Annotated in this window: 19 protein-coding genes; 7 read left to right on the plus strand and 12 right to left on the minus strand. The window is 63.8% G+C overall.

Annotated features, from left to right (window positions below):
• Window positions 1-15 precede the first annotated feature (15 nt).
• The 12 genes from CQ007_RS10810 to CQ007_RS10865 all read right to left on the minus strand — a co-directional run bounded on the left by CQ007_RS10810 (window position 16) and on the right by CQ007_RS10865 (window position 10,797).
• The gene (locus tag CQ007_RS10810) at window positions 16-951 is read right to left on the minus strand and encodes a siderophore ABC transporter substrate-binding protein (protein ID WP_105645842.1); all 936 of its coding nucleotides are present in this window, start codon (window positions 949-951) and stop codon (window positions 16-18) included.
• A 194-nt stretch (window positions 952-1,145) separates the two neighbouring features.
• A complete protein-coding gene (locus tag CQ007_RS10815) occupies window positions 1,146-1,721 on the minus strand; it encodes a YceI family protein (RefSeq protein WP_105645843.1) in 576 nt (191 codons plus the stop codon).
• Window positions 1,718-2,302, minus strand: coding sequence for a cytochrome b (locus CQ007_RS10820; RefSeq protein ID WP_105645844.1), 585 nt, complete (start codon window positions 2,300-2,302; stop codon window positions 1,718-1,720). Before CQ007_RS10820 ends, CQ007_RS10815 begins: the two co-directional genes overlap by 4 nt.
• Window positions 2,303-2,644: 342 nt before the next feature.
• Complete coding sequence (trpC, locus tag CQ007_RS10825) at window positions 2,645-3,439, minus strand: indole-3-glycerol phosphate synthase TrpC (protein ID WP_105645845.1); 795 nt, start codon at window positions 3,437-3,439, stop codon at window positions 2,645-2,647.
• Entirely contained in the window at window positions 3,436-4,485 is a 1,050-nt protein-coding gene (gene trpD, locus CQ007_RS10830) for an anthranilate phosphoribosyltransferase (RefSeq protein WP_105645846.1), read from the minus strand. Before trpD ends, trpC begins: the two co-directional genes overlap by 4 nt.
• 21 nt (window positions 4,486-4,506) lie before the next feature.
• On the minus strand, window positions 4,507-5,103 hold the full coding sequence (locus CQ007_RS10835) for an aminodeoxychorismate/anthranilate synthase component II (RefSeq protein ID WP_105645847.1): 597 nt from the start codon (window positions 5,101-5,103) through the stop codon (window positions 4,507-4,509).
• 10 nt (window positions 5,104-5,113) lie between these two features.
• A complete protein-coding gene (gene trpE, locus CQ007_RS10840) occupies window positions 5,114-6,592 on the minus strand; it encodes an anthranilate synthase component I (protein ID WP_105645848.1) in 1,479 nt (492 codons plus the stop codon).
• A gap of 178 nt (window positions 6,593-6,770) precedes the next feature.
• On the minus strand, window positions 6,771-7,448 hold the full coding sequence (locus CQ007_RS10845; protein WP_105645849.1) for a phosphoglycolate phosphatase: 678 nt from the start codon (window positions 7,446-7,448) through the stop codon (window positions 6,771-6,773).
• Window position 7,449: 1 nt separating this feature from the next.
• Window positions 7,450-8,124: a ribulose-phosphate 3-epimerase gene (gene rpe / locus CQ007_RS10850; protein ID WP_105645850.1), complete on the minus strand. Its 675-nt coding sequence runs from the start codon at window positions 8,122-8,124 to the stop codon at window positions 7,450-7,452.
• A gap of 210 nt (window positions 8,125-8,334) precedes the next feature.
• On the minus strand, window positions 8,335-9,105 hold the full coding sequence (locus tag CQ007_RS10855) for a DnaJ domain-containing protein (protein ID WP_158256756.1): 771 nt from the start codon (window positions 9,103-9,105) through the stop codon (window positions 8,335-8,337).
• Between the two features lies 1 nt (window position 9,106).
• The gene (gene murU / locus CQ007_RS10860; RefSeq protein WP_105645852.1) at window positions 9,107-9,781 is read right to left on the minus strand and encodes an N-acetylmuramate alpha-1-phosphate uridylyltransferase MurU; all 675 of its coding nucleotides are present in this window, start codon (window positions 9,779-9,781) and stop codon (window positions 9,107-9,109) included.
• Between the two features lie 5 nt (window positions 9,782-9,786).
• Entirely contained in the window at window positions 9,787-10,797 is a 1,011-nt protein-coding gene (locus CQ007_RS10865; protein WP_256582273.1) for an aminoglycoside phosphotransferase family protein, read from the minus strand.
• Between the two features lie 151 nt (window positions 10,798-10,948).
• Here CQ007_RS10865 and CQ007_RS10870 point away from each other — a divergent pair, with 151 nt between their 5' ends.
• Genes CQ007_RS10870 through glpE form a run of 7 tightly spaced genes read left to right on the plus strand, consistent with a single transcriptional unit; the run spans window position 10,949 to window position 18,250 of the window.
• On the plus strand, window positions 10,949-13,636 hold the full coding sequence (locus tag CQ007_RS10870) for an LPS-assembly protein LptD (RefSeq protein ID WP_105645854.1): 2,688 nt from the start codon (window positions 10,949-10,951) through the stop codon (window positions 13,634-13,636).
• The gene (locus CQ007_RS10875; protein WP_105645855.1) at window positions 13,626-14,918 is read left to right on the plus strand and encodes a peptidylprolyl isomerase; all 1,293 of its coding nucleotides are present in this window, start codon (window positions 13,626-13,628) and stop codon (window positions 14,916-14,918) included. The genes CQ007_RS10870 and CQ007_RS10875 overlap by 11 nt, the downstream gene beginning before the upstream one ends.
• Window positions 14,919-15,911 carry a 4-hydroxythreonine-4-phosphate dehydrogenase PdxA gene (gene pdxA / locus CQ007_RS10880; RefSeq protein ID WP_105645856.1) on the plus strand — a complete coding sequence of 331 codons (993 nt, stop codon included), beginning with the start codon at window positions 14,919-14,921 and terminating at the stop codon, window positions 15,909-15,911.
• Window positions 15,908-16,720, plus strand: coding sequence for a 16S rRNA (adenine(1518)-N(6)/adenine(1519)-N(6))-dimethyltransferase RsmA (gene rsmA, locus CQ007_RS10885; protein WP_105645857.1), 813 nt, complete (start codon window positions 15,908-15,910; stop codon window positions 16,718-16,720). The genes pdxA and rsmA overlap by 4 nt, the downstream gene beginning before the upstream one ends.
• Window positions 16,713-17,096 (plus strand): Co2+/Mg2+ efflux protein ApaG, encoded by a 384-nt coding sequence (apaG, locus tag CQ007_RS10890; protein ID WP_105645858.1) that lies wholly within the window; start codon window positions 16,713-16,715, stop codon window positions 17,094-17,096. Before rsmA ends, apaG begins: the two co-directional genes overlap by 8 nt.
• 8 nt (window positions 17,097-17,104) lie before the next feature.
• Window positions 17,105-17,917 (plus strand): symmetrical bis(5'-nucleosyl)-tetraphosphatase, encoded by an 813-nt coding sequence (locus CQ007_RS10895; RefSeq protein ID WP_105645859.1) that lies wholly within the window; start codon window positions 17,105-17,107, stop codon window positions 17,915-17,917.
• Between the two features lie 12 nt (window positions 17,918-17,929).
• A complete protein-coding gene (gene glpE / locus CQ007_RS10900) occupies window positions 17,930-18,250 on the plus strand; it encodes a thiosulfate sulfurtransferase GlpE (protein ID WP_105645860.1) in 321 nt (106 codons plus the stop codon).
• The last annotated feature ends 259 nt before the right edge of the window (window positions 18,251-18,509 follow it).

Genomic DNA, 18,509 nt, shown 5'->3' on the forward strand with positions numbered 1-18,509 from the left:
CAAAGGGGCGAAAACTCAGCGCCCGGCGGAGAACACCTGAATCAGCTCATCGACACTGTTCTGCATCACGCCGATACCGCTGTTGTCCAGCAGATACCAGCTGGCCGGATCCAGATAGACGATCTGCCCTTTGCTGCCGGCACTGGTGGCCTGCACCAGTTCGTTGTCCATCAGCTCAGCAGCAGCGGTACCTTCACGGCCGATGGCAGCGTCACGGTCCATCACGAACAGCCAGTCCGGATCGGCCTCCAGCAGAAACTCGAAGGACACCGCCTGACCGTGGCGGCCGACCTGCAGTTCCTCGACCGCCGGGGCAACGCCGAATACATCATGGATCAGCCCAAAGCGGGTGCCCTTGCCGAACGCCGCCATCTTGCCGCCGGTGGTGAGGACCAGTAGGCCATCACCCTGCCCTTCGGTCAGGCCACGCAGTTCGGTGACGGAATTCTTGAGCCGGGCGACCAGCTCGGCAGCCTGATCCTGCTTGCCGAAGATCTCACCGAGCAGCAAGGTATTGCGCTCGACACTGCCCAGCAGGTCGTTCGGATCAGGGGTCAGATCGATGGTGGTGCCGAACCTGGACGTCTCGTCATACTGCCCCTGGGCACGACGACCGAGAATGATCAGGTCCGGCTGGGCGTTCTTCAGCGCCTCGAAGTCCGGCTCGAACAGGCTGCCAGCACGAATGTAATCGCCATCACGGTACTGCTTGAGCACCTCCGGCGGATTGGAGGAAGGAATACCACTGACCGTCACCCCCAGCTGCGCCAGGGTATCCAGCGTCGACCAGTCCAGCACCACCACCTTGTGTGGCTGGACCGGCACCTGAGCCTGACCACTGGAGTGGGTAATGGTGATGTTCTCTGCCTGCGCTACAGCGGCACCAGCACCCAGCGTCAGAGCCAGACAGACTCCGGACAGCGCAGCAAAACGGGAAAGACCTGACAGCATGACAACTCCTTTTCGATACCCGCAGCCGTCTCCAACAGCAACGACGAAGCGCTACCGACAGCAGCAGAAACAGGGGGGAACATCTGCGAATAATTATTGTTTGCGAGACTAGCAAAACCGCCTCGCCGGTACAATCGATCGCCCATGAAAAAGGCGAGCCCACGGGCTCGCCTTTGTTACTTCCCATTTCGCCGTTACTTGCGAATACCTTCGATGGTCAGATCCAGCTCGACCACCGCAGAGGCCGGCCCCAGGTCCATGGAGATATCGTAGTCGGCCAGCTTGATGCTGGTGGTGCCTTCAAAACCGGCTCGGTAGCCACCCCACGGATCATCACCCTCACCGATGAAGCGGGCATCGATCACCACCGGCTTAGTCACCCCGTTGAGGGTGAAGTCACCGGTGACCTTGGCGGTATTCTCGCCAGTCACTTCCACCGCAGTGGAAACGAAGGTGGCCTGGGGATGCTTGCCTACGTTGAGGAAGTCATCGCTGCGCAGGTGCTTGTCACGCTCGGCATGGTTGGAATCCACGCTGGCGGTGTTGATGGTCACGCTGACCTTGCTGTTCTCCGGGTTGTCCGCATCCCAGCTGAAGCTGCCGTCAAAGTCGTTGAAGCGACCATGCAGCATGCTGAAGCCCATGTGTCCGGTCTTGAAGTTGATGAAGGCGTGCTGACCTTCCTTGTCGATCGCGTAATCAGCGGCGTACAGCGAGCCGGACAGAGCCATCAAACCACCCAGTGCAATACCTGCGAAAATCTTTTTCATGCTTGTTTCTCCTTGGAGTCAGTCAATTGCCGCCCTTGCATGCCGAGCATGCGGCGCAACGTGTCGTCATGGTCAAGAAAATGATGCTTCAGAGCACCCAGCGCATGCAGCGCGGCCAGCCCCAATACCCCTATCGCCACCCAGTAATGCACTGCCCCGGCCCGGTCAGCCTGACTTGGCAACCCGGTCACCAGCGCCGGCACCTCGAACCAGCCAAATACGCTGATACCTTGCCCCTTGGCCGTGGAAATCAGATAACCACTGGCTACGATCACGAACAGCAACAGGTATAGCAGCCCATGCACCACTCCCGCCACGCTGACTTCCCAGCGCTTGTGGTTGGGCAGATGCGCCGGCCGCGGGTTGATCCAGCGCCACAGCAAGCGCAACACCAGTACTGCCAATAGCGCCAGGCCGATGCTCTTGTGCCAGAACGGCGCGCTGCGGTAGTAGGGGCTGTAGTAACTCAGGTCGGTCATCCACAACCCGAGAATGGCCAGCCCGATCACGGTCAGCGCCACTACCCAGTGCAGCAGGATGGACACCAGCCCATAGCTGTTCCGCGTATTTTTCAGGTGCATTGCTATACGTCCTGTATTGGATGATGCAAATGATCATACATCGGGATAGGAAAACTAAAAGCGGAAATAGTAGAGCAGAAACATCTATTTTATAGATATATCCCAGATCAGCTGCTGGCTGTTCGTGCAAGGTCTGCCTTTCCCGGGCGGGTCAGCTCGACACGCCGTGAATACGTCCCTGCAGGCTCGTTGATGCCATCCCTGGCATCAAACGGTCGAGCCGACCCGACCGGGAAACGCCGCCATGGAGTGCGGAGTATCGGAGGGGGAGGAAAGATTTACTGCAGCCACTTCGCACTGCGTCGCAGCATGAAGTGGCTGCCGACTGAACGGTACAAAACGTCAGAAGAACAGCCGCTTCAACTCCGCCCCCGGATCAGCCGCGCGCATGAACGCCTCGCCCACCAGGAAGCTGTATACGCCATTCTCCAGCATCAACTCGACATCGGCACGGGACAGAATGCCGCTCTCGGTCACCGCCAGGCGATCCGCCGGAATCCGCGGCAGCAACTGCAAGGTGGTATCGAGCGACACCTCGAAATTATGCAGATTGCGGTTGTTGATACCCACCAGCGGCGTATCCAGTTTCAGCGCGCGCTCCAGTTCCGCCCCATCGTGCACTTCCACCAGCACATCCAGGCCATGCTCGACGGCCACCGCGTTGAGCTCCGCCATCTGGCTGTCTTCCAGCGAGGCGACGATCAGCAGCACACAATCGGCGCCCATCGCCCGCGCCTCGACCACCTGGTAAGGGTCGACCAGGAAGTCCTTGCGGATCACCGGCAGCGCACAGGCCGCCCGTGCCTGCTGCAGATACTCGGGACTGCCCTGGAAGAAATCGATATCGGTCAGCACCGACAGACAGGCCGCCCCACCCTGCTGATAGCTGGCGGCGATCTCGGCCGGATTGAAATCTTCCCGGATCACTCCCTTGCTCGGTGAGGCCTTCTTCACCTCGGCAATCACCGCCGGCTGCTGCGCCGCTGCACGCTGGCGCAGCGCCTGGGCAAAGCCGCGCGGCTTGTCGGCACCGGCAGCCAGGCGCTCCAGCTCGGCCAGCGATACCCTGGCGCGATTCTCCTTCACTTCCTCGTACTTGCGGGCGACGATGTTTTCCAGAATGGTTGGCAGGCTCATTTCTGCAGCGCCTCCTCACGGAAGATTTCAGTAAAGGAGGCCAATTCGGCCATCTTTTCCCGGGCCATGCCCGAATACAGGGCATCGGAGGCCAGTTCCACACCCTCCTTCAGCGACGATGCCACATCCGCCGCGTACAGCGCCGCACCGGCATTGAGGATGATCATGTCCGCCGCCTTCTCCCCGACCTCGGTCTCACGCTTGCCCAGCGCATCGCGGATCAGCTGCAGCGAAGCCTCCGGCCCCTCTACGGTCAGGCCGATCAGGCTGCGGCTCTTGATACCCAGCTCCTCCGGGCTGACCTCGTATTCGCTGATCACCCCATCCTTCAGCTCGGCGATGTGCGTGGGCGAGGCCAGGCTGATTTCATCCAGGCCGTCGCGCGAATGCACGATCAGCACATGGCGGCTGCCCAGCCGCGCCAGCACCTCGGCCATCGGCCGGCACAGCGCCTTGCTGAACACCCCGATCACCTGATGCTTGACCCCGGCCGGATTGGTCATCGGCCCGAGCATGTTGAACAGGGTACGCATGCCCAGCTCGCGACGCGGGCCAACGGCATATTTCATCGCGCCATGGTGGGCCGGCGCGAACATGAAGCCGACGCCGACGCTCTCCACACAACGGGCCACCTGATCGGGGGTCAGGTTCAGGTTGATGCCGGCCGCCTCCAGCAGATCGGCACTACCGCTCTTGCCGGACACCGCACGGTTGCCGTGCTTGGCCACCTTGCCACCGGCGGCGGCTACCACGAAGGCGGCAGCCGATGACACATTGAAGATATTTGCGCCGTCGCCACCGGTACCGCAGGTATCGACCAGATTGTCGCCTTCGATCGTCACCCCCGAGGCCAGTTCGCGCATCGCCAGCGCCGCACCGGTGATCTCGTCCAGGCTCTCGCTCTTCATGCGCAGGGCCACCAGCATGCCGCCAATCTGCGCATCGGTGCACTGGCCGGTCATGATCTGACGCATGACATCCTGCATCTCCTGCGTGGACAGGTCGATGTTTTCAACGACCCTGGCCAGTGCTGTGGTGATATCCATCATTGCTCTCCTGAGATTCGTTCAGCTGCGCATGCCGCCCTGCTGATTGAGAAAGTTGGCCAGTAGTTCATGGCCCTGTTCGCTGAGAATGGACTCGGGGTGGAACTGCACCCCCTCGATCAGGTACTGGCGATGGCGCAGCCCCATGATCTCGTCCACCGAACCGTCAGCGTGCTGGGTCCAGGCGGTGACCTCCAGGCACTCGGGCAGGTTGTCGCGGCGCACCACCAGTGAATGATAGCGGGTCACCGTCAGCGGGTTGGCCAGGCCGGCGAACACACCCTGGTCACGGTGGTAGACCGGGCTGGTCTTGCCATGCATGGCTTCACGCGCCCGCACCACCTCACCGCCGAATGCCTGGCCGATGCTCTGGTGCCCAAGGCAGACACCGAGGATCGGCAGCTTGCCGGCAAAGTGTCTGAGCGCCGCTACCGATACTCCCGCCTCGTTCGGCGTACATGGCCCCGGCGAGACCACGATGCGCTCCGGCTCCAGCGCCTCGATCTGTGCCACGCTCAACTCATCGTTGCGTACTACCTTGACCTCGGCACCCAGCTCACCGAAGTACTGCACCAGGTTCCAGGTGAAGGAGTCGTAATTGTCGATCATCAATAACATGCCGATTCCCTCACTTCACGGATTGTTCAGCCAGCGCCACCGCACGGAACATGGCGCGACGCTTGTTGATGGTTTCTTCCCATTCCAGCTCAGGTACCGAGTCGGCCACGATACCGCCGCCGGCCTGCACGTGCAGTTCGCCGTGCTTGATGACCGCAGTACGGATGGCGATGGCGGTATCCATATTGCCGTTCCACGCCCAGTAACCCACGGCGCCACCGTAGACGCCGCGCTTGACCGGCTCCAGCTCGTCGATGATTTCCATGGCGCGGATCTTCGGCGCACCGGACAGGGTACCGGCCGGCAGGATGGCGCGCAGCGCGTCCATCGCGGTCAGCTCGGGGCGCAGGCGGCCGCGCACGTTGGAGACGATGTGCATGACGTTGGAATAGCGCTCGATGACCATTTTCTCGGTCACCTGCACCTGGCCGATCTCGGCCACCCGACCGACATCATTGCGGCCGAGGTCGATCAGCATCAGGTGTTCGGCCAGTTCCTTGTGGTCGGACAGCAGGTCCTGCTCCAGCGCCAGGTCGGCTTCCTCGGTGGCGCCGCGCGGACGGGTGCCGGCGATCGGCCGGACGGTGACCTCGCCCTCTTCCACCCGCACCAGCACCTCCGGCGAGCTGCCGACCACGTGGAAATCATCCAGATTGAAGAAGTACAGATAAGGCGTGGGGTTCTGGCTGCGCAGCGCCCGGTACAGATCGATGGGCGCAGCCTGGAAGTCGATGCTCATGCGCTGGGACGGCACCACCTGCATGCAGTCACCGGCCAGGATGTATTCCTTGATGGTGCTGACGGCGTTCTGGTAGTCCTCGCGGGTGAAGCTGGCACGGTATTCCAGGTCGCGCTCGGCCACCGCCCCCAGGTTCAGCCCCTGGCGCGGGGTGAAAGGCGCGGCCAGTTGCGCCAGCAACTCATCCAGACGGCGGTTGGCCTGCTCCCAGGCATCCCCGGCGGCGGTATCGGCCAGCACGATGACATGCAGCTTGCCGGCCAGGTTGTCGAATACCACCACCTCGTCGGAGACCATCAACAGGATATCCGGGTTGTCCAGCGGATCGGGATTCGGCGAGGCGCCCAGCCGGCGCTCGACATAACGCACGCAGTCGTAGCCGAAATAGCCGACCAGCCCGCCATTGAAGCGCGGCAGGCCGGCAATGTCCGGCACCTGGTAGCGGGCCTTGAATTGCTCGACGAAGGCCAGCGGGTCTTCGCATTCGTGGGATTCGGTCTCGACACCGTCCACATAGACACTGGCGGTGTACCCGCGCACCTTCAACACGGTGCGGGCCGGCAGGCCGATGATCGAATAGCGGCCCCACTTCTCGCCGCCCTGTACTGATTCGAGCAGGTAGGAATAGGGCGCATCGGCCAGTTTCAGGTAGGTGGACAGCGGTGTGTCCATGTCGGCCAGCACTTCACGTACCACAGGGATGCGATTGCAGTCCTGAGCAGCCAGGTGGCGAAATTCGTCTTGGGTCATGATCAGCCTCACGGGCGGGTAAATGTCACACACAAACCGGTGCCTGCGCTGGGCGCAGGCGGAACAATATCAGGGACGCCAACGCCAGCGGGCGAGCGCCTTCATTATTCCCATCAGTATGCGGTTGCTGACAAACACGGCTGATCCATTGATTCTGCAAGCGGGTAACGTTGCAAGACTATATGAGCGCATCAAGTGAATCAACCAGCAGGTCGGGGTTCTCCATGGCCACCGGCCGGCCATGGTTATAGCCGTAGCTGACCGCCACCACCCGTACACCGGCGGCCTGGGCCGCCAGCACATCGTTGCGCGAGTCACCGACAAACAGGCTGCGTTCGGCCGTGGCCCCGGCGCTGGCCATGACATGCAGCAGCCCGGCCGGGTCGGGTTTCTTCAGCGGCAGGGTATCGCCGCCGATGATCCAGTCGAACGCCCCCAGCCCTTTCTCCTCCAGCAACGGCGCCACGAAGCGCTCGGGCTTGTTGGTGACCACCGCCAGCGGGATGTCACGCGCACGCAGCCAGTTCAGCAGCGCCGGCACGCCGGGATACACGGAGGTGGCGCTGTGGTCACCGGAGTAGGCGTGCATGAAGTCAGCCAGCGCCGCCTGCGCCTCGGCTTCGTCCACCGCCGCATGCTCGATGCTGCCGGCAAGCGCGCGGCGCACCAGCACCAGCGCACCGTTGCCGACCCAGTTGCGCACCCGCTCGATGCCGGCGGGCGGCCGCCCCCGCAGCATCAGCATCTGGTCGACCGCCGCCGCCAGATCCGGCACCGAGTCGACCAGGGTGCCATCCAGGTCGAACATCACCAGTTGCGGCAGGCCGCCGTCGAACAGACGCTGCAGAGCCGTCATCTCAGCGTTGCGCCTGGGCCAGCTCGGCACGCATCTGGTCGATTACCGTTTTGTAGTCCGGCGCATTGAAGATCGCCGAACCGGCGACGAAGGTGTCAGCGCCGGCTTCGGCAATCCCACGGATATTCTGCACATTCACACCACCGTCGATCTCCAGGCGGATATCCCGACCACTGGCATCGATCAGAGCGCGGGCTTCACGCAGCTTGTCGAGGGTCCCGGGGATGAACTTCTGGCCGCCAAAGCCGGGGTTGACGCTCATCAGCAGCACCATGTCGACCTTGTCCATCACGTATTTCAGCGCGTCCAGCGAGGTCGCCGGATTGAATACCAGACCGGCCTTGGCGCCGCCATCCTTGATCAGTTGCAGCGAGCGATCCACGTGGTCGCTGGCTTCGGGGTGGAAGGTGATGAACGAAGCGCCGGCTTCGAGAAAGTCGCCGATGATGCGATCCACCGGGCGTACCATCAGGTGCACATCGATCGGTGCGGTGACGCCGTATTTGCGCAGGGCACTGCAGACCATGGGACCGATGGTCAGGTTGGGCACGTAATGGTTGTCCATCACATCGAAGTGAACAATATCGGCGCCTGCCGCCAACACCCGATCCACCTCTTCCCCGAGACGGGCGAAGTCGGCGGACAGGATGGACGGAGCGATGGCGTAATCAGGCATGGCAGACCTCTGGGTTAATCGGAACCGGGGTATTCTACCCTCTCGGACGGCGTTCGTGGGGGATGCAGTGGGTCATCCGGGCTTCCGGCGCGGTCGAATACCCATTCGACCAACGAAGCCACCTGAAACACCGCTGGCCGGGATGGAACCCGGCCGTCCATGGGCCCGGCACCATGGAGTGTCGAGTTCCATCTCGACACCAGCCTTATGTCAGCGAAATCCGCGGTAGCGCCGCAGCTTTTCATAAGCTTGTTGAATACGGTGCACCTGCTCGCCGGCGGCGGCCAGCTCCGCTTCGCTGGCGCCGCCCGCGACCAGCTTGTCCGGATGATGACGGCTGAGCAGTCGGCGATAGGCGCGCTTGATCTGCGCCGGCTCGGCGTTGAGTTCGACACCCAGAAGCGCCGCGGCCTGGCGCAGGCCGCCTCCGGTCGCGACCGGTGCGCCGACTGGCTGGCGGCGCTGATGACGCTGGCGCAGCCGCTGCTGCTCCGCCTTGCCCAACCCGGCCATCTGCGCCCAGGCATCCAGCAGTTGCTGGGCAGCAGCGCTCGGGCGCTCATGCACCAGCGCCATGCGCCAGCAACAATCGAGCAGTTCGGCGCTGCGTTCGAGCTGCTGGCGGTACAGGCGCTGCAACTGCCGCTCGACCCGCGTGGCCGGCAGCTTGCCGCGATTGAAGTTGTCCATCGCCTGCCGGCGCTGCGCCTCATCCAGCCGGTACTGGCCCATCAGCTCACGGGCCAGCTGCAGGTGTTCGGGCGTCACCCGGCCATGGGCCTTGGCTATTCGCCCAAGGCACAGGAACAGCACCTGCTCAAACGGCGGTTTCAGGCCCAGTTGACGTGGCAGGTCGGACCAGCGCTGCAGGCGCCAATGGCGGTCCAGGGCATGCCCCAGCACGCCACCGAGGATGCCGCCCGGCACGCCGGCGACCACTCCGCCCAACAACAGACCCGCGACTGTGACCGGCCAGAGCACCTCAGCCCTCCCGCGCCTGCTGGTCGGCCTGCTGCAGCCGCTCGGGCGTGCCGACATCGATCCAGCGTCCGGTGTAGTGCTCACCACTGACCAGCCCCTGCCCTGCCGCTGCGCGCAGCAAGGGAGCCAGCGGCTGCGGGCCGTCGACTAGGCCGTCGAACAGCTGCGGCGACAATACCGCGATGCCGCTGTAGGTCAGGGCCTCGGCCGGCTGCGGCGTGGTGGGATTGGCCACCGAACCGCCTGCCAGCAGGAAGTCGCCGCCCTGTTTGAAGGGCGGATTGCCGACCAGCACCAGGTGGGCCAGCTTGCCGGCAGGCAGGCGCAGCTCGGCGAAATCGAAATCGGTCCAGATGTCGCCATTGACCAGCACGAAGGGCGCCTTGCCGAGCAGGGGCAAGGCCCGCAGGATGCCGCCGGCCGTTTCCAGCGGCTGCTCCTCGGCCGACCAGTCGATATGCACGCCCAGCTTCGTGCCATCACCGAAGGCCGCTTCGATCTGCAGACCCAGCCAGGCGTGGTTGATCACCAACTGGCGCAAGCCAGCGCGGCCCAGGGCCTCGATATGCCACTGGATCAGCGGCTTGCCGGCTACCGGCAACAGCGGTTTGGGGGTGTGCAGCGTCAAGGGGCGCATGCGCTCACCCTTGCCCGCCGCGAGGATCATCGCCTTCATCTGTTCTACAGCCCCAGACTGTCGAGCAGCCGCTCCAGCGGCCGCAGACGGCTATCGTTGTCACTGGCATCACGCAGGTACCGGATGAAGCGCGGCGCATCTTCCAGATAGCGCGGCTTGCCATCGCGGTAGCGGATACGGGCAAAGATGCCCAGTACCTTGAGGTGCCGCTGCACGCCCATCAGCCGTGACTGGCCAAGAAATTCATCGAATTGCTCGGGCAAGGCGATGCCAGCGGCACGCGCCTGCTGCCAGTAGCGACGGATCCAGCCCTCGCGCTCGGCCAGCGGCAGATTGAAAAAGGCATCGGCGAACAGGGAGGTCACGTCATAGCTGGCCGGACCGTAGAGGGCATCCTGGAAATCCAGCACGCCCGGCTCACCTGGCGCGGTCATCAGATTGCGTGGCATGTAGTCGCGATGCACGAACAGCCGGGACTCGGCCAGGTGACTGTCCAGCAGCAGGCGACACAGGGCATCCCAATCGGCTTGCTGGGCGGCGTCCCATTCGCGCTGCAGGTGCCGGGCCACGAACCACTCGGGAAACAGCTGCAACTCGCGGCGCAGCACAGCCTCGTCGTAGTCCGGCAGTTCGCCCGGCCGGCTGCTCGCCTGCCAGCGCACCAGGGTGCTGATGGCGCCGGCGAACAGGCGCTCGAGTTCCTCCGCCGTCACCCCGGCCTGAATGCTTTCCAGATAGGTGCGCGCGCCCAGGTCTTCCAGCAGCAAGAACCCCTGCTGCGGATCGGCCGCCAGGATCTCCGGGGTCTTCACTCCGGCGGCGGCCAGCAGCCCGCCAATGCGGATGAAGGGACGCACATCCTCGTGCTCCGGCGGCGCATCCATGATGATCAGGCTGTGCTGACCGTCGCTCCAACGGAAATAGCGGCGAAAGCTGGCATCGCTGCTGGCCGGCTGCAACTGCCCCGCTCCGACCTCGCCCCAGCCCCGTTGCCGCTGCGCCGCGGACAATGCCGAGGGCAACCAGGCTTCGAGCAAATTTCGTCTTGCATCCATCATTGGGTTCCTTAGCTGGCTCTGGCGCCTCACAATGCTTTATTATCCACGATCTCGACACGCAGAAGCAGCATGCATGTTGCAATTGCCTCGCACAAGTTCCCGAGTCATCGCGAGCCTGCACGCCCGACTGAACGCCCGGACAACTATAATGGCTTACCCAAAACCTCCGTTTCGCCCCTCATTTTCCCTGTTGCTGGCCAGCGGACTGCTGCTGGCCCAACCCGTATCCAGCCAGGCCACCAGCCAGGTTGAGTGTCGCGCCAGCAGTGATGGCGGCGGCTGGGTCTGTGCACCGCTGCAATCGACCGCCAAGCTGCCTCCGCGCCCCGGTAAACCGGTGGTGCGCGCCACCGAGCCGGAGCCGACCGAGACCACCGAGACACCACGCCAGGCTGCCAGGCAACCGCAGCCGGTGGACTACAGCGAACTGGACTGGGTACCGCGCGAGCAACTGACCGAGGCCCAACGGGCCGCCATCGCGCCCTATTGCAGCGGCGACTATATCGAGCCGCCGCGTATCGGACGGGATGACGATACGCCCTTCGACCAGTTGCCGGTGTATGCCAGCGCCGACTCCAGCAGCTTCGAGCAGCGTAGCCAGACCGGCACGCTGGAGGGCGATGTGCTGCTGCGCCAGGGTCGGTTGCAGGCCCAGGCCAACCAGGCCAGCTTCGATCAGGCCAACAATATCGTCCGCCTGGATGGCGACGTGCGTCTGCGCGACCAGGGCCTGCTGGTGATGGGCGACAGTGCCCAGATGCAGATCGACAATGGCGAAACCCGCATCGAACAGGTGCGCTACGTGGTGCATGAGCCCAATGCCCGCGGCAGCGCGGACAAGCTGATGCGCCGCGACGATGCCGTGATCGTCATGACCAATGGCACCTATACCACCTGTGATCCGGGCCGCAACACCTGGAGCCTGCACAGTGACGATATCGAACTGGACCAGGAGAAGGGCTGGGGCGAAGCCAAGCACGTGACCCTGCGGGTCAAGGATGTACCGGTGTTCTACACCCCGTACATCTACTTCCCGCTGGATGACCGGCGCCAGACCGGCCTGCTGCCGCCGGCCATCAGCCATTCCACCGACAACGGCACCGAGCTGGTCACGCCCTACTACATCAACATCGCGCCGAACTATGACGCCACCCTGTACCCGCGCCTGATGAGCAAGCGCGGCCTGCAGATGGAAGGCGAATTCCGCTATATGCAGCCGGGGCACGAAGGCCAGATCAGTGCCTCGTTCCTGGATGACAAGGAATATGACGATAACCGCTGGCTGTATGGCTGGGAGCATACGGGCGGTCTGCAGAGTCGCTGGACCACCGAGGTCGAGTATTTCGACATCAGCGACCCGTTCTACTTCCAGGACCTGAACAGCGCCCTGGATGCCCGCGGCGATACCTACGTCAACCAGCGCGGCGCCATGACCTACCGCGGCAATGGCTGGCAGTTCCAGGCGGCGCTGCATGCCTATGAACTGGCCACCATCACCTCGGTGACCCCCTACGAACGGCTGCCGCAATTGCGCCTGGACGGTGGACACTGGCTCGGCGACAGCGGTCTGAAACTCGACTACCGCGCCGAATACAGCTACTTCGATCGCGATCTGGATCGTGGCTTCCTGACCGGCAAGGACGGCATCCACTTCGATGCCTTCGGTGACGCAATCCGCACCCCGGATGAGAGTCTGATCGGTCTGCAGCGCGCCACCGGCCACCGGGTCAGCCTGAGCCCGCGCATCAGCTATCCGTGGCAGAACAACTGGGCCTATGTCACCCCGGCAGCACGTGTGCAATCGACCTATTACGACCTGGACTTCAACAAGCGTCAGCATCCTGATGTCGGCACCGACCCGGACCTGTTCTTCGATTACGACGCCGCCGACACCACCCCGTCCAGCACCATACCGGTGGCCAGCCTGGATGCCGGGCTGTATTTCGACCGCGAGACCAGTTGGTTCGGCCGCGACCTGCGCCAGACCCTGGAGCCCCGGGCCTTCTACCTGTATGCCCCCTACCGCAACCAGAACGACCAGCCGCTGTTCGACACCAACGAGAACACCTTCAGCTACAACGCCCTGTTCCGTGATGACCGCTTCAGCGGCAACGACCGCACCGGCGACGCCAACCAGCTGGCACTGGGTGTGACCAGCCGCGCCCTGACCTCCAGGGGCGTCGAGCGCGCGCGCGCCAGCTTCGGCCAGATCTTCTATTTCGAGGATCAGCGGGTTCAACTGGTCGATACCCTGGGCCAGCGCCGGGAACGGGACAACGACTCGACCTCGGCCTACGCCGCCGAGTTCATGTATCAAGTCAGCAATGCCTGGAAACTGCGCGGCGATGCGCTGTGGAATCCCGATAGAAGCGCCGACAATGCCGGTAGCCTGATGGCCAACTATCAGCCGGAGCCGCGCAAGGTGATCAATGCCGGCTATCGCTTCCGCAACGAGACCAACACCTTCAATGCCCTGACCGGCAACTTCATCCGCGACGACAACCGCCGCATCGACCAGTCCGATCTGTCCTTCATCTGGCCCCTGACCCAGCAGTGGAGCATGATCGGTCGCTGGCAGCATGATTTCGCCGATGACCGAACCCTCGAGGCCTTCGGCGGTCTTGAATATGACAGCTGCTGCTGGAAGCTGCGCTTCATCAATCGTTACTGGGTCGACTACAACGAATTCGAGTCGGTCACCCGTGACGAGGGCAACCGCGGGATCTTCCTGCAGGTGGTCCTGAAAGGACTGGGCAGCGTCGCCGGCAATCGTGTCGAAAGCCTTCTGGACGAGGGCATCCCTGGCTACAGAGAGCGTGAAACCAATGCATTTTAAGCTACACCGTACGCTGATCGGCCTGTGCGCCGGTCTGCTGATCAGCACCGGCCTGCAGGCCCAGATGGTCGAACTCGATCGTGTTGCCGCGATTGTCGACAACGACGTGATCATGGCCAGCCAGGTCGCGGAGCGGATGAACACCATCCGCCAGCAATTGAGCGAGCGCGGCGCCACCGACCTGCCGCCGGATGAGGAACTGCGCGCGCAGGTCATGGACCGTCTGGTGCTGGAAAGCATCCAGCTGCAGATGGCCGACCGGGCCGGCATCCGCATCGACGATGCCACCCTGAACCAGACCATGCAGCAACTGGCCGAACGCAACGGCGTCAGTCTCGAGCAGTTCCAGGCCGCCCTCGAGCAGGACGGCATCAGCTATGCCCATGCCCGCGAACAGGTACGCCGCGAGCTGCTCATCAACCGGGTACGCCAGCGCCGGGTCGCCGAACGCATCCAGGTCAGCGACCAGGAAGTGCGCAACTTCCTCAATTCGGAAGTGGGCCGCTACCAGACCTCCGCCGACTACCGCCTGGCGATGATCGTACTGCCGGTGCCGGAGAGCGCCAGTAACGACGATGCCCGCCAGCAGGCCGAACTGGCCGATGAGATCTACCGCGAACTCAGCGACGGGGCCGACTTTACCCGCCTGGCGGTCAGCCGCTCCGGTGGCGAGCACGCCCTGGAAGGTGGCGAACTGGGCTGGCGCAAGGCCGCCCAGTTGCCTCCGGCCTTTGCCAATGCGGTGGCCGACCTGGACATCGGTGGCGTCACTCAGCCGCTGCGCTCGCCGGCCGGTTATCACATCCTCAAGCTGCTGGAAAAACGCGGCGGCGATAACCAGCTGGTGGACGAGTTCAATGTGCGTCACATCCTGATCAAGCCCAGCGAGATCCGCAGCGAGGCGGAAGCAGCCCAACTGGTCCGGCGCCTGTACGAGCGCATCCGCTCCGGCGAGTCGTTCGCCACCCTGGCCCGTTCCTTCTCGGAAGATCCCGGCTCGGCACTCAACGGCGGCTCGCTGAACTGGGTGACCGCTGACGCCATGGTGCCCGAGTTCCGCGAGGTCATGCTCGATACCCCGCTGGAACAGATTTCCGCGCCGTTCCAGAGCCAGTTCGGTTGGCACATTCTGCAGGTGCTGGATCAGCGCCAGGTCGACATGACCGATGAAATGCGCGAACAGCAAGCACGCAACCTGCTGCAGAACCGCAAGTTCGATGAGGAACTGCAAACCTGGCTGCTGGAAATTCGCGACGAAGCCTACGTAGAGATCAAGAGTTAAGTGAGCGTATCCGCCATAGCGCTGACTGCCGGCGAACCCGCCGGCATCGGCCCCGATCTATGTCTGCAGTTGGCCAGCGAGCCCTGTTCTCACCAGCGGGTGATCATCGCCGACCCGGATCTGCTCGCCGAGCGCGCCAGACTCCTCAGCCTGCAGGTCGAGTTGCAGCTGTATGACCCAGCACAAGCACCGGCGCCCCAACGGGCCGGCCAGCTCAGCGTTCTACCCGTGCCACTGGCAGCCACCTGCCAGCCCGGCAAGCTCAACCCGGCCAATGCCCGCTACGTGCTGGAAACCCTGCGCCTGGGTGGCCAGGGCTGCCTGGATGGCCAGTTCGGCGCGGTGGTCACCGCGCCGGTGCACAAGGGCGTGATCAATGATGCCGGTGTGCCCTTCTCCGGGCATACCGAATTCTTCGCCGACCAGACCGGCACCGAGCAGGTGGTCATGATGCTCGCCTGTCCCGGTCTGCGTGTCGCCCTGGCAACCACCCATCTGCCGCTGCGCGAGGTGGCCGACGCGATTACCCCGCCATTGCTGGAGCGGGTCATCCGCATCCTGCAGCAGGATCTGCGCAGCAAGTTCGGCATCGCCGCACCGCGCATCCTGGTCTGCGGGCTGAATCCGCATGCCGGCGAGGGCGGGCATCTGGGCCGCGAGGAGATCGACATCATCATCCCGCTGCTCGAGCGTCTGCGCACTGAAGGCATGCTGCTCGACGGCCCGCTGCCAGCCGATACCCTGTTCACTCCCAGGCACCTGGATCAGGCCGATGCGGTGCTGGCCATGTATCACGACCAGGGCCTGCCAGTGCTCAAGCACAAGGGGTTTGGTCAGGCGGTGAACATCACCCTCGGCCTGCCGATCATCCGCACCTCGGTCGACCATGGCACGGCGCTGGATCTGGCCGCCACCGGGCGAGCCGACGTCGGCAGCCTTCGCGTCGCCCTGCACTCCGCCATCAACATGATCGAAGCCCGAGGCCAGCAATGAGTCAATTCGCACCGCACCGGGCGCGCAAGCGCTTCGGTCAGAACTTCCTGCATGATCACGGCGTGATCAATCGCATCCTGCGCGCCATCGCCCCGCGTGAAGGCCAGCACCTGGTCGAGATCGGCCCGGGTCAGGGCGCGCTGACCGAAGGGCTGCTGGCGGGTGGCGGCAAGCTCGACGTGGTCGAGCTCGATCATGACCTGCACCCGCTGCTGCTGGCCCGCTTCGGCGGCAACCCGCAGTTCACCCTGCACAAGGGCGACGCCCTCAAGTTCGACTTCCATCAGTTGGCCAGTGCCGGCGAGAAACTGCGGGTGGTCGGCAACCTGCCCTACAACATCTCCACACCGCTGATGTTCCACCTGCTGGGACAGGCCGATTGCATCGCCGACATGCATTTCATGCTGCAGAAGGAGGTGGTGCAGCGTCTGGCCGCCGGCGCCGGCATGAATCATTACGGCCGCCTCGGCATCATGGTGCAGTACTGGTGCGAAGTGGAGCATCTATTCGATGTCGGTCCTGGCGCCTTCAATCCGCCACCCAAGGTCGACTCGGCGATCGTCCGCCTGACCCCGCATGCCCGCCTGCCGCACCCGGCAGAGGATGTGCAGTTGCTCGAGGTGGTGGTGCGCGAGGCCTTCAACCAGCGCCGCAAGACCCTGCGCAACACGCTCAAGGGGCTGCTGGATGCCGAGGCCATCGAAGCCGAGGGCCTGGACCCCACCGTCCGGCCGGAGCAGGTCGACCTGGCCGGCTTCGTGCGCCTGGCCAATCGACTGGCGCGACAAGGGAGCAGCACCGATGTCTGAATCGAAACTGCGGGCGATCATCGTCGACGCGCAGCCGCGCTATCTCAGCGAACAGTCCGACCCGGCGCAGAACCGCTTCGCCTTCGCCTATACCATCACCATCCACAATGCCGGCCAGGTTGCGGCCCAGTTGCTCGACCGCCACTGGATCATCACCGATGGCAATGGCAAGGTTCAGGAGGTCCGCGGAGCCGGCGTGGTCGGCGAGCAGCCATTGATCGAGCCCGGTGCCAGCCATACCTACACCAGCGGTTGCCTGCTGGAGACCCCGGTGGGCAGCATGCAGGGCAGCTATGGCATGCGCAGCACCGATGGTGAGGAATTCCGTGCCCCGGTCAGCGTGTTCCGCCTGGCCCGCCCCAACGCATTGCACTGAGGCCCAGCATGGCTGTCTACGCTGTCGGAGATATCCAGGGCTGCCTCGCGCCGCTGCAATGCCTGCTGCGCGAGGTGGACTTCAACCCGTCGCAGGACACCCTGTGGGCGGTCGGTGACCTGGTCAACCGCGGCCCGGCCTCGCTGGACACCCTGCGCTACCTGGATACCCTGGGCAATGCCTGCATCAGCGTGCTGGGCAACCATGACCTGCACCTGCTGGCTGCCGCCTACGACCCCAAGCGCCTGCGCAAATCCGATACCCTGCTGCCGATCCTGCAGGCGCCGGACCGCGACCGCTTGCTGGGGAACCTGCGCCAGCGCCCGCTGGCCCATTTCGACAGGACCCGCGGCATCATCATGACCCATGCCGGGGTACCACCGGTGTGGGATACCGCAGAGACCCTGCAGTATGCTGCCGAAGTCGAAGCGGTATTGCGCTGTGACCAGCAACTGCCGTGGTTTCTCGATGAGATGTACGGGAACGAGCCGGCACGCTGGAGCGCCGAGCTGGACGGCACCCGGCGCCTGCGGGTGATTACCAACTACCTGACCCGCATGCGCTTCTGCCGGGCCGATGGCACCCTGGATCTGAAATCCAAGGAAACGCCCGGCAACGCCCCGAAGGGTTTCGCACCCTGGTTCACCCTGCCCCGCCGTGATCCCGAGGTCGACATCATCTTCGGCCACTGGGCAGCCCTCGAGGGTCAGGTCGATATTGCCGGCATCCATGCCCTGGATACCGGCTGCGTCTGGGGCAACCGCCTGACCCTGATGAATGTGGACAGTGGCGAAAAGCGCCACTGTGACTGTCACCACTGAAGGAGCATGACCATGACCGACTTCCAGCGCATTGCCCCCGACACCGCCGCCCAGTTGCTGGATGCGGATGCCGCCGTGGTGGACATTCGCGACCCGCACAGCTATCAGGCCGGGCACATCAGCGGCGCCCTGCATCTGGATAACGACACGGTGCAGCAGTTCGTCGCCAGTGCCGACCGCCAGCGCCCGCTGGTGGTGTGCTGCTATCACGGCAATTCCAGTCAGCAGGCCGCCGCCTGGCTGGCCAGCGTCGGCTTCGCCGAAGTGTACAGCCTGGACGGCGGTTTCGAGCTCTGGCAGCAGCAGTTTCCCTCCCGCGTCAGCCGCGACTGAGACGGTGCCTGCGGGCGCCGCTGTAAATTTTTTTCCACATCCCCTGTCACCCCCGCGCAAACGAACTATCCTCAATTCAAGGCAATCAAAATCTAAAGCAAGCCGGTCTGCTGGCTTCCGATAAACAGGGGAGCAGGTCGAAGCGCAACACCACGCTGCCATCGACGTACTCCCGAGCCTTGTCTGACAAGCGGTAATGGGGGATTGCACATGACATCATCTTCGCCCTTCGCTGCGCGGCAGGTGGGCTCCTACCCGG

Source organism: Pseudomonas sp. MYb185, assembly GCF_002979975.1.
In the GTDB taxonomy this organism is placed as follows: Bacteria; Pseudomonadota; Gammaproteobacteria; order Pseudomonadales; family Pseudomonadaceae; genus Halopseudomonas.

Coding starts and splice junctions, on each gene's coding strand:
- CQ007_RS10810 (WP_105645842.1), bottom strand. CDS start 951: ATGCTGTCAGGTCTTTCCCGTTTTGCTGCGCTGTCCGGAGTCTGTCTG.
- CQ007_RS10815 (WP_105645843.1), bottom strand. CDS start 1,721: ATGAAAAAGATTTTCGCAGGTATTGCACTGGGTGGTTTGATGGCTCTG.
- CQ007_RS10820 (WP_105645844.1), bottom strand. CDS start 2,302: ATGCACCTGAAAAATACGCGGAACAGCTATGGGCTGGTGTCCATCCTG.
- trpC (WP_105645845.1), bottom strand. CDS start 3,439: ATGAGCCTGCCAACCATTCTGGAAAACATCGTCGCCCGCAAGTACGAG.
- trpD (WP_105645846.1), bottom strand. CDS start 4,485: ATGGATATCACCACAGCACTGGCCAGGGTCGTTGAAAACATCGACCTG.
- CQ007_RS10835 (WP_105645847.1), bottom strand. CDS start 5,103: ATGTTATTGATGATCGACAATTACGACTCCTTCACCTGGAACCTGGTG.
- trpE (WP_105645848.1), bottom strand. CDS start 6,592: ATGACCCAAGACGAATTTCGCCACCTGGCTGCTCAGGACTGCAATCGC.
- CQ007_RS10845 (WP_105645849.1), bottom strand. CDS start 7,448: ATGACGGCTCTGCAGCGTCTGTTCGACGGCGGCCTGCCGCAACTGGTG.
- rpe (WP_105645850.1), bottom strand. CDS start 8,124: ATGCCTGATTACGCCATCGCTCCGTCCATCCTGTCCGCCGACTTCGCC.
- murU (WP_105645852.1), bottom strand. CDS start 9,781: ATGAAGGCGATGATCCTCGCGGCGGGCAAGGGTGAGCGCATGCGCCCC.
- CQ007_RS10865 (WP_256582273.1), bottom strand. CDS start 10,797: ATGGATGCAAGACGAAATTTGCTCGAAGCCTGGTTGCCCTCGGCATTG.
- CQ007_RS10870 (WP_105645854.1), top strand. CDS start 10,949: ATGGCTTACCCAAAACCTCCGTTTCGCCCCTCATTTTCCCTGTTGCTG.
- CQ007_RS10875 (WP_105645855.1), top strand. CDS start 13,626: ATGCATTTTAAGCTACACCGTACGCTGATCGGCCTGTGCGCCGGTCTG.
- rsmA (WP_105645857.1), top strand. CDS start 15,908: ATGAGTCAATTCGCACCGCACCGGGCGCGCAAGCGCTTCGGTCAGAAC.
- apaG (WP_105645858.1), top strand. CDS start 16,713: ATGTCTGAATCGAAACTGCGGGCGATCATCGTCGACGCGCAGCCGCGC.
- CQ007_RS10895 (WP_105645859.1), top strand. CDS start 17,105: ATGGCTGTCTACGCTGTCGGAGATATCCAGGGCTGCCTCGCGCCGCTG.
- glpE (WP_105645860.1), top strand. CDS start 17,930: ATGACCGACTTCCAGCGCATTGCCCCCGACACCGCCGCCCAGTTGCTG.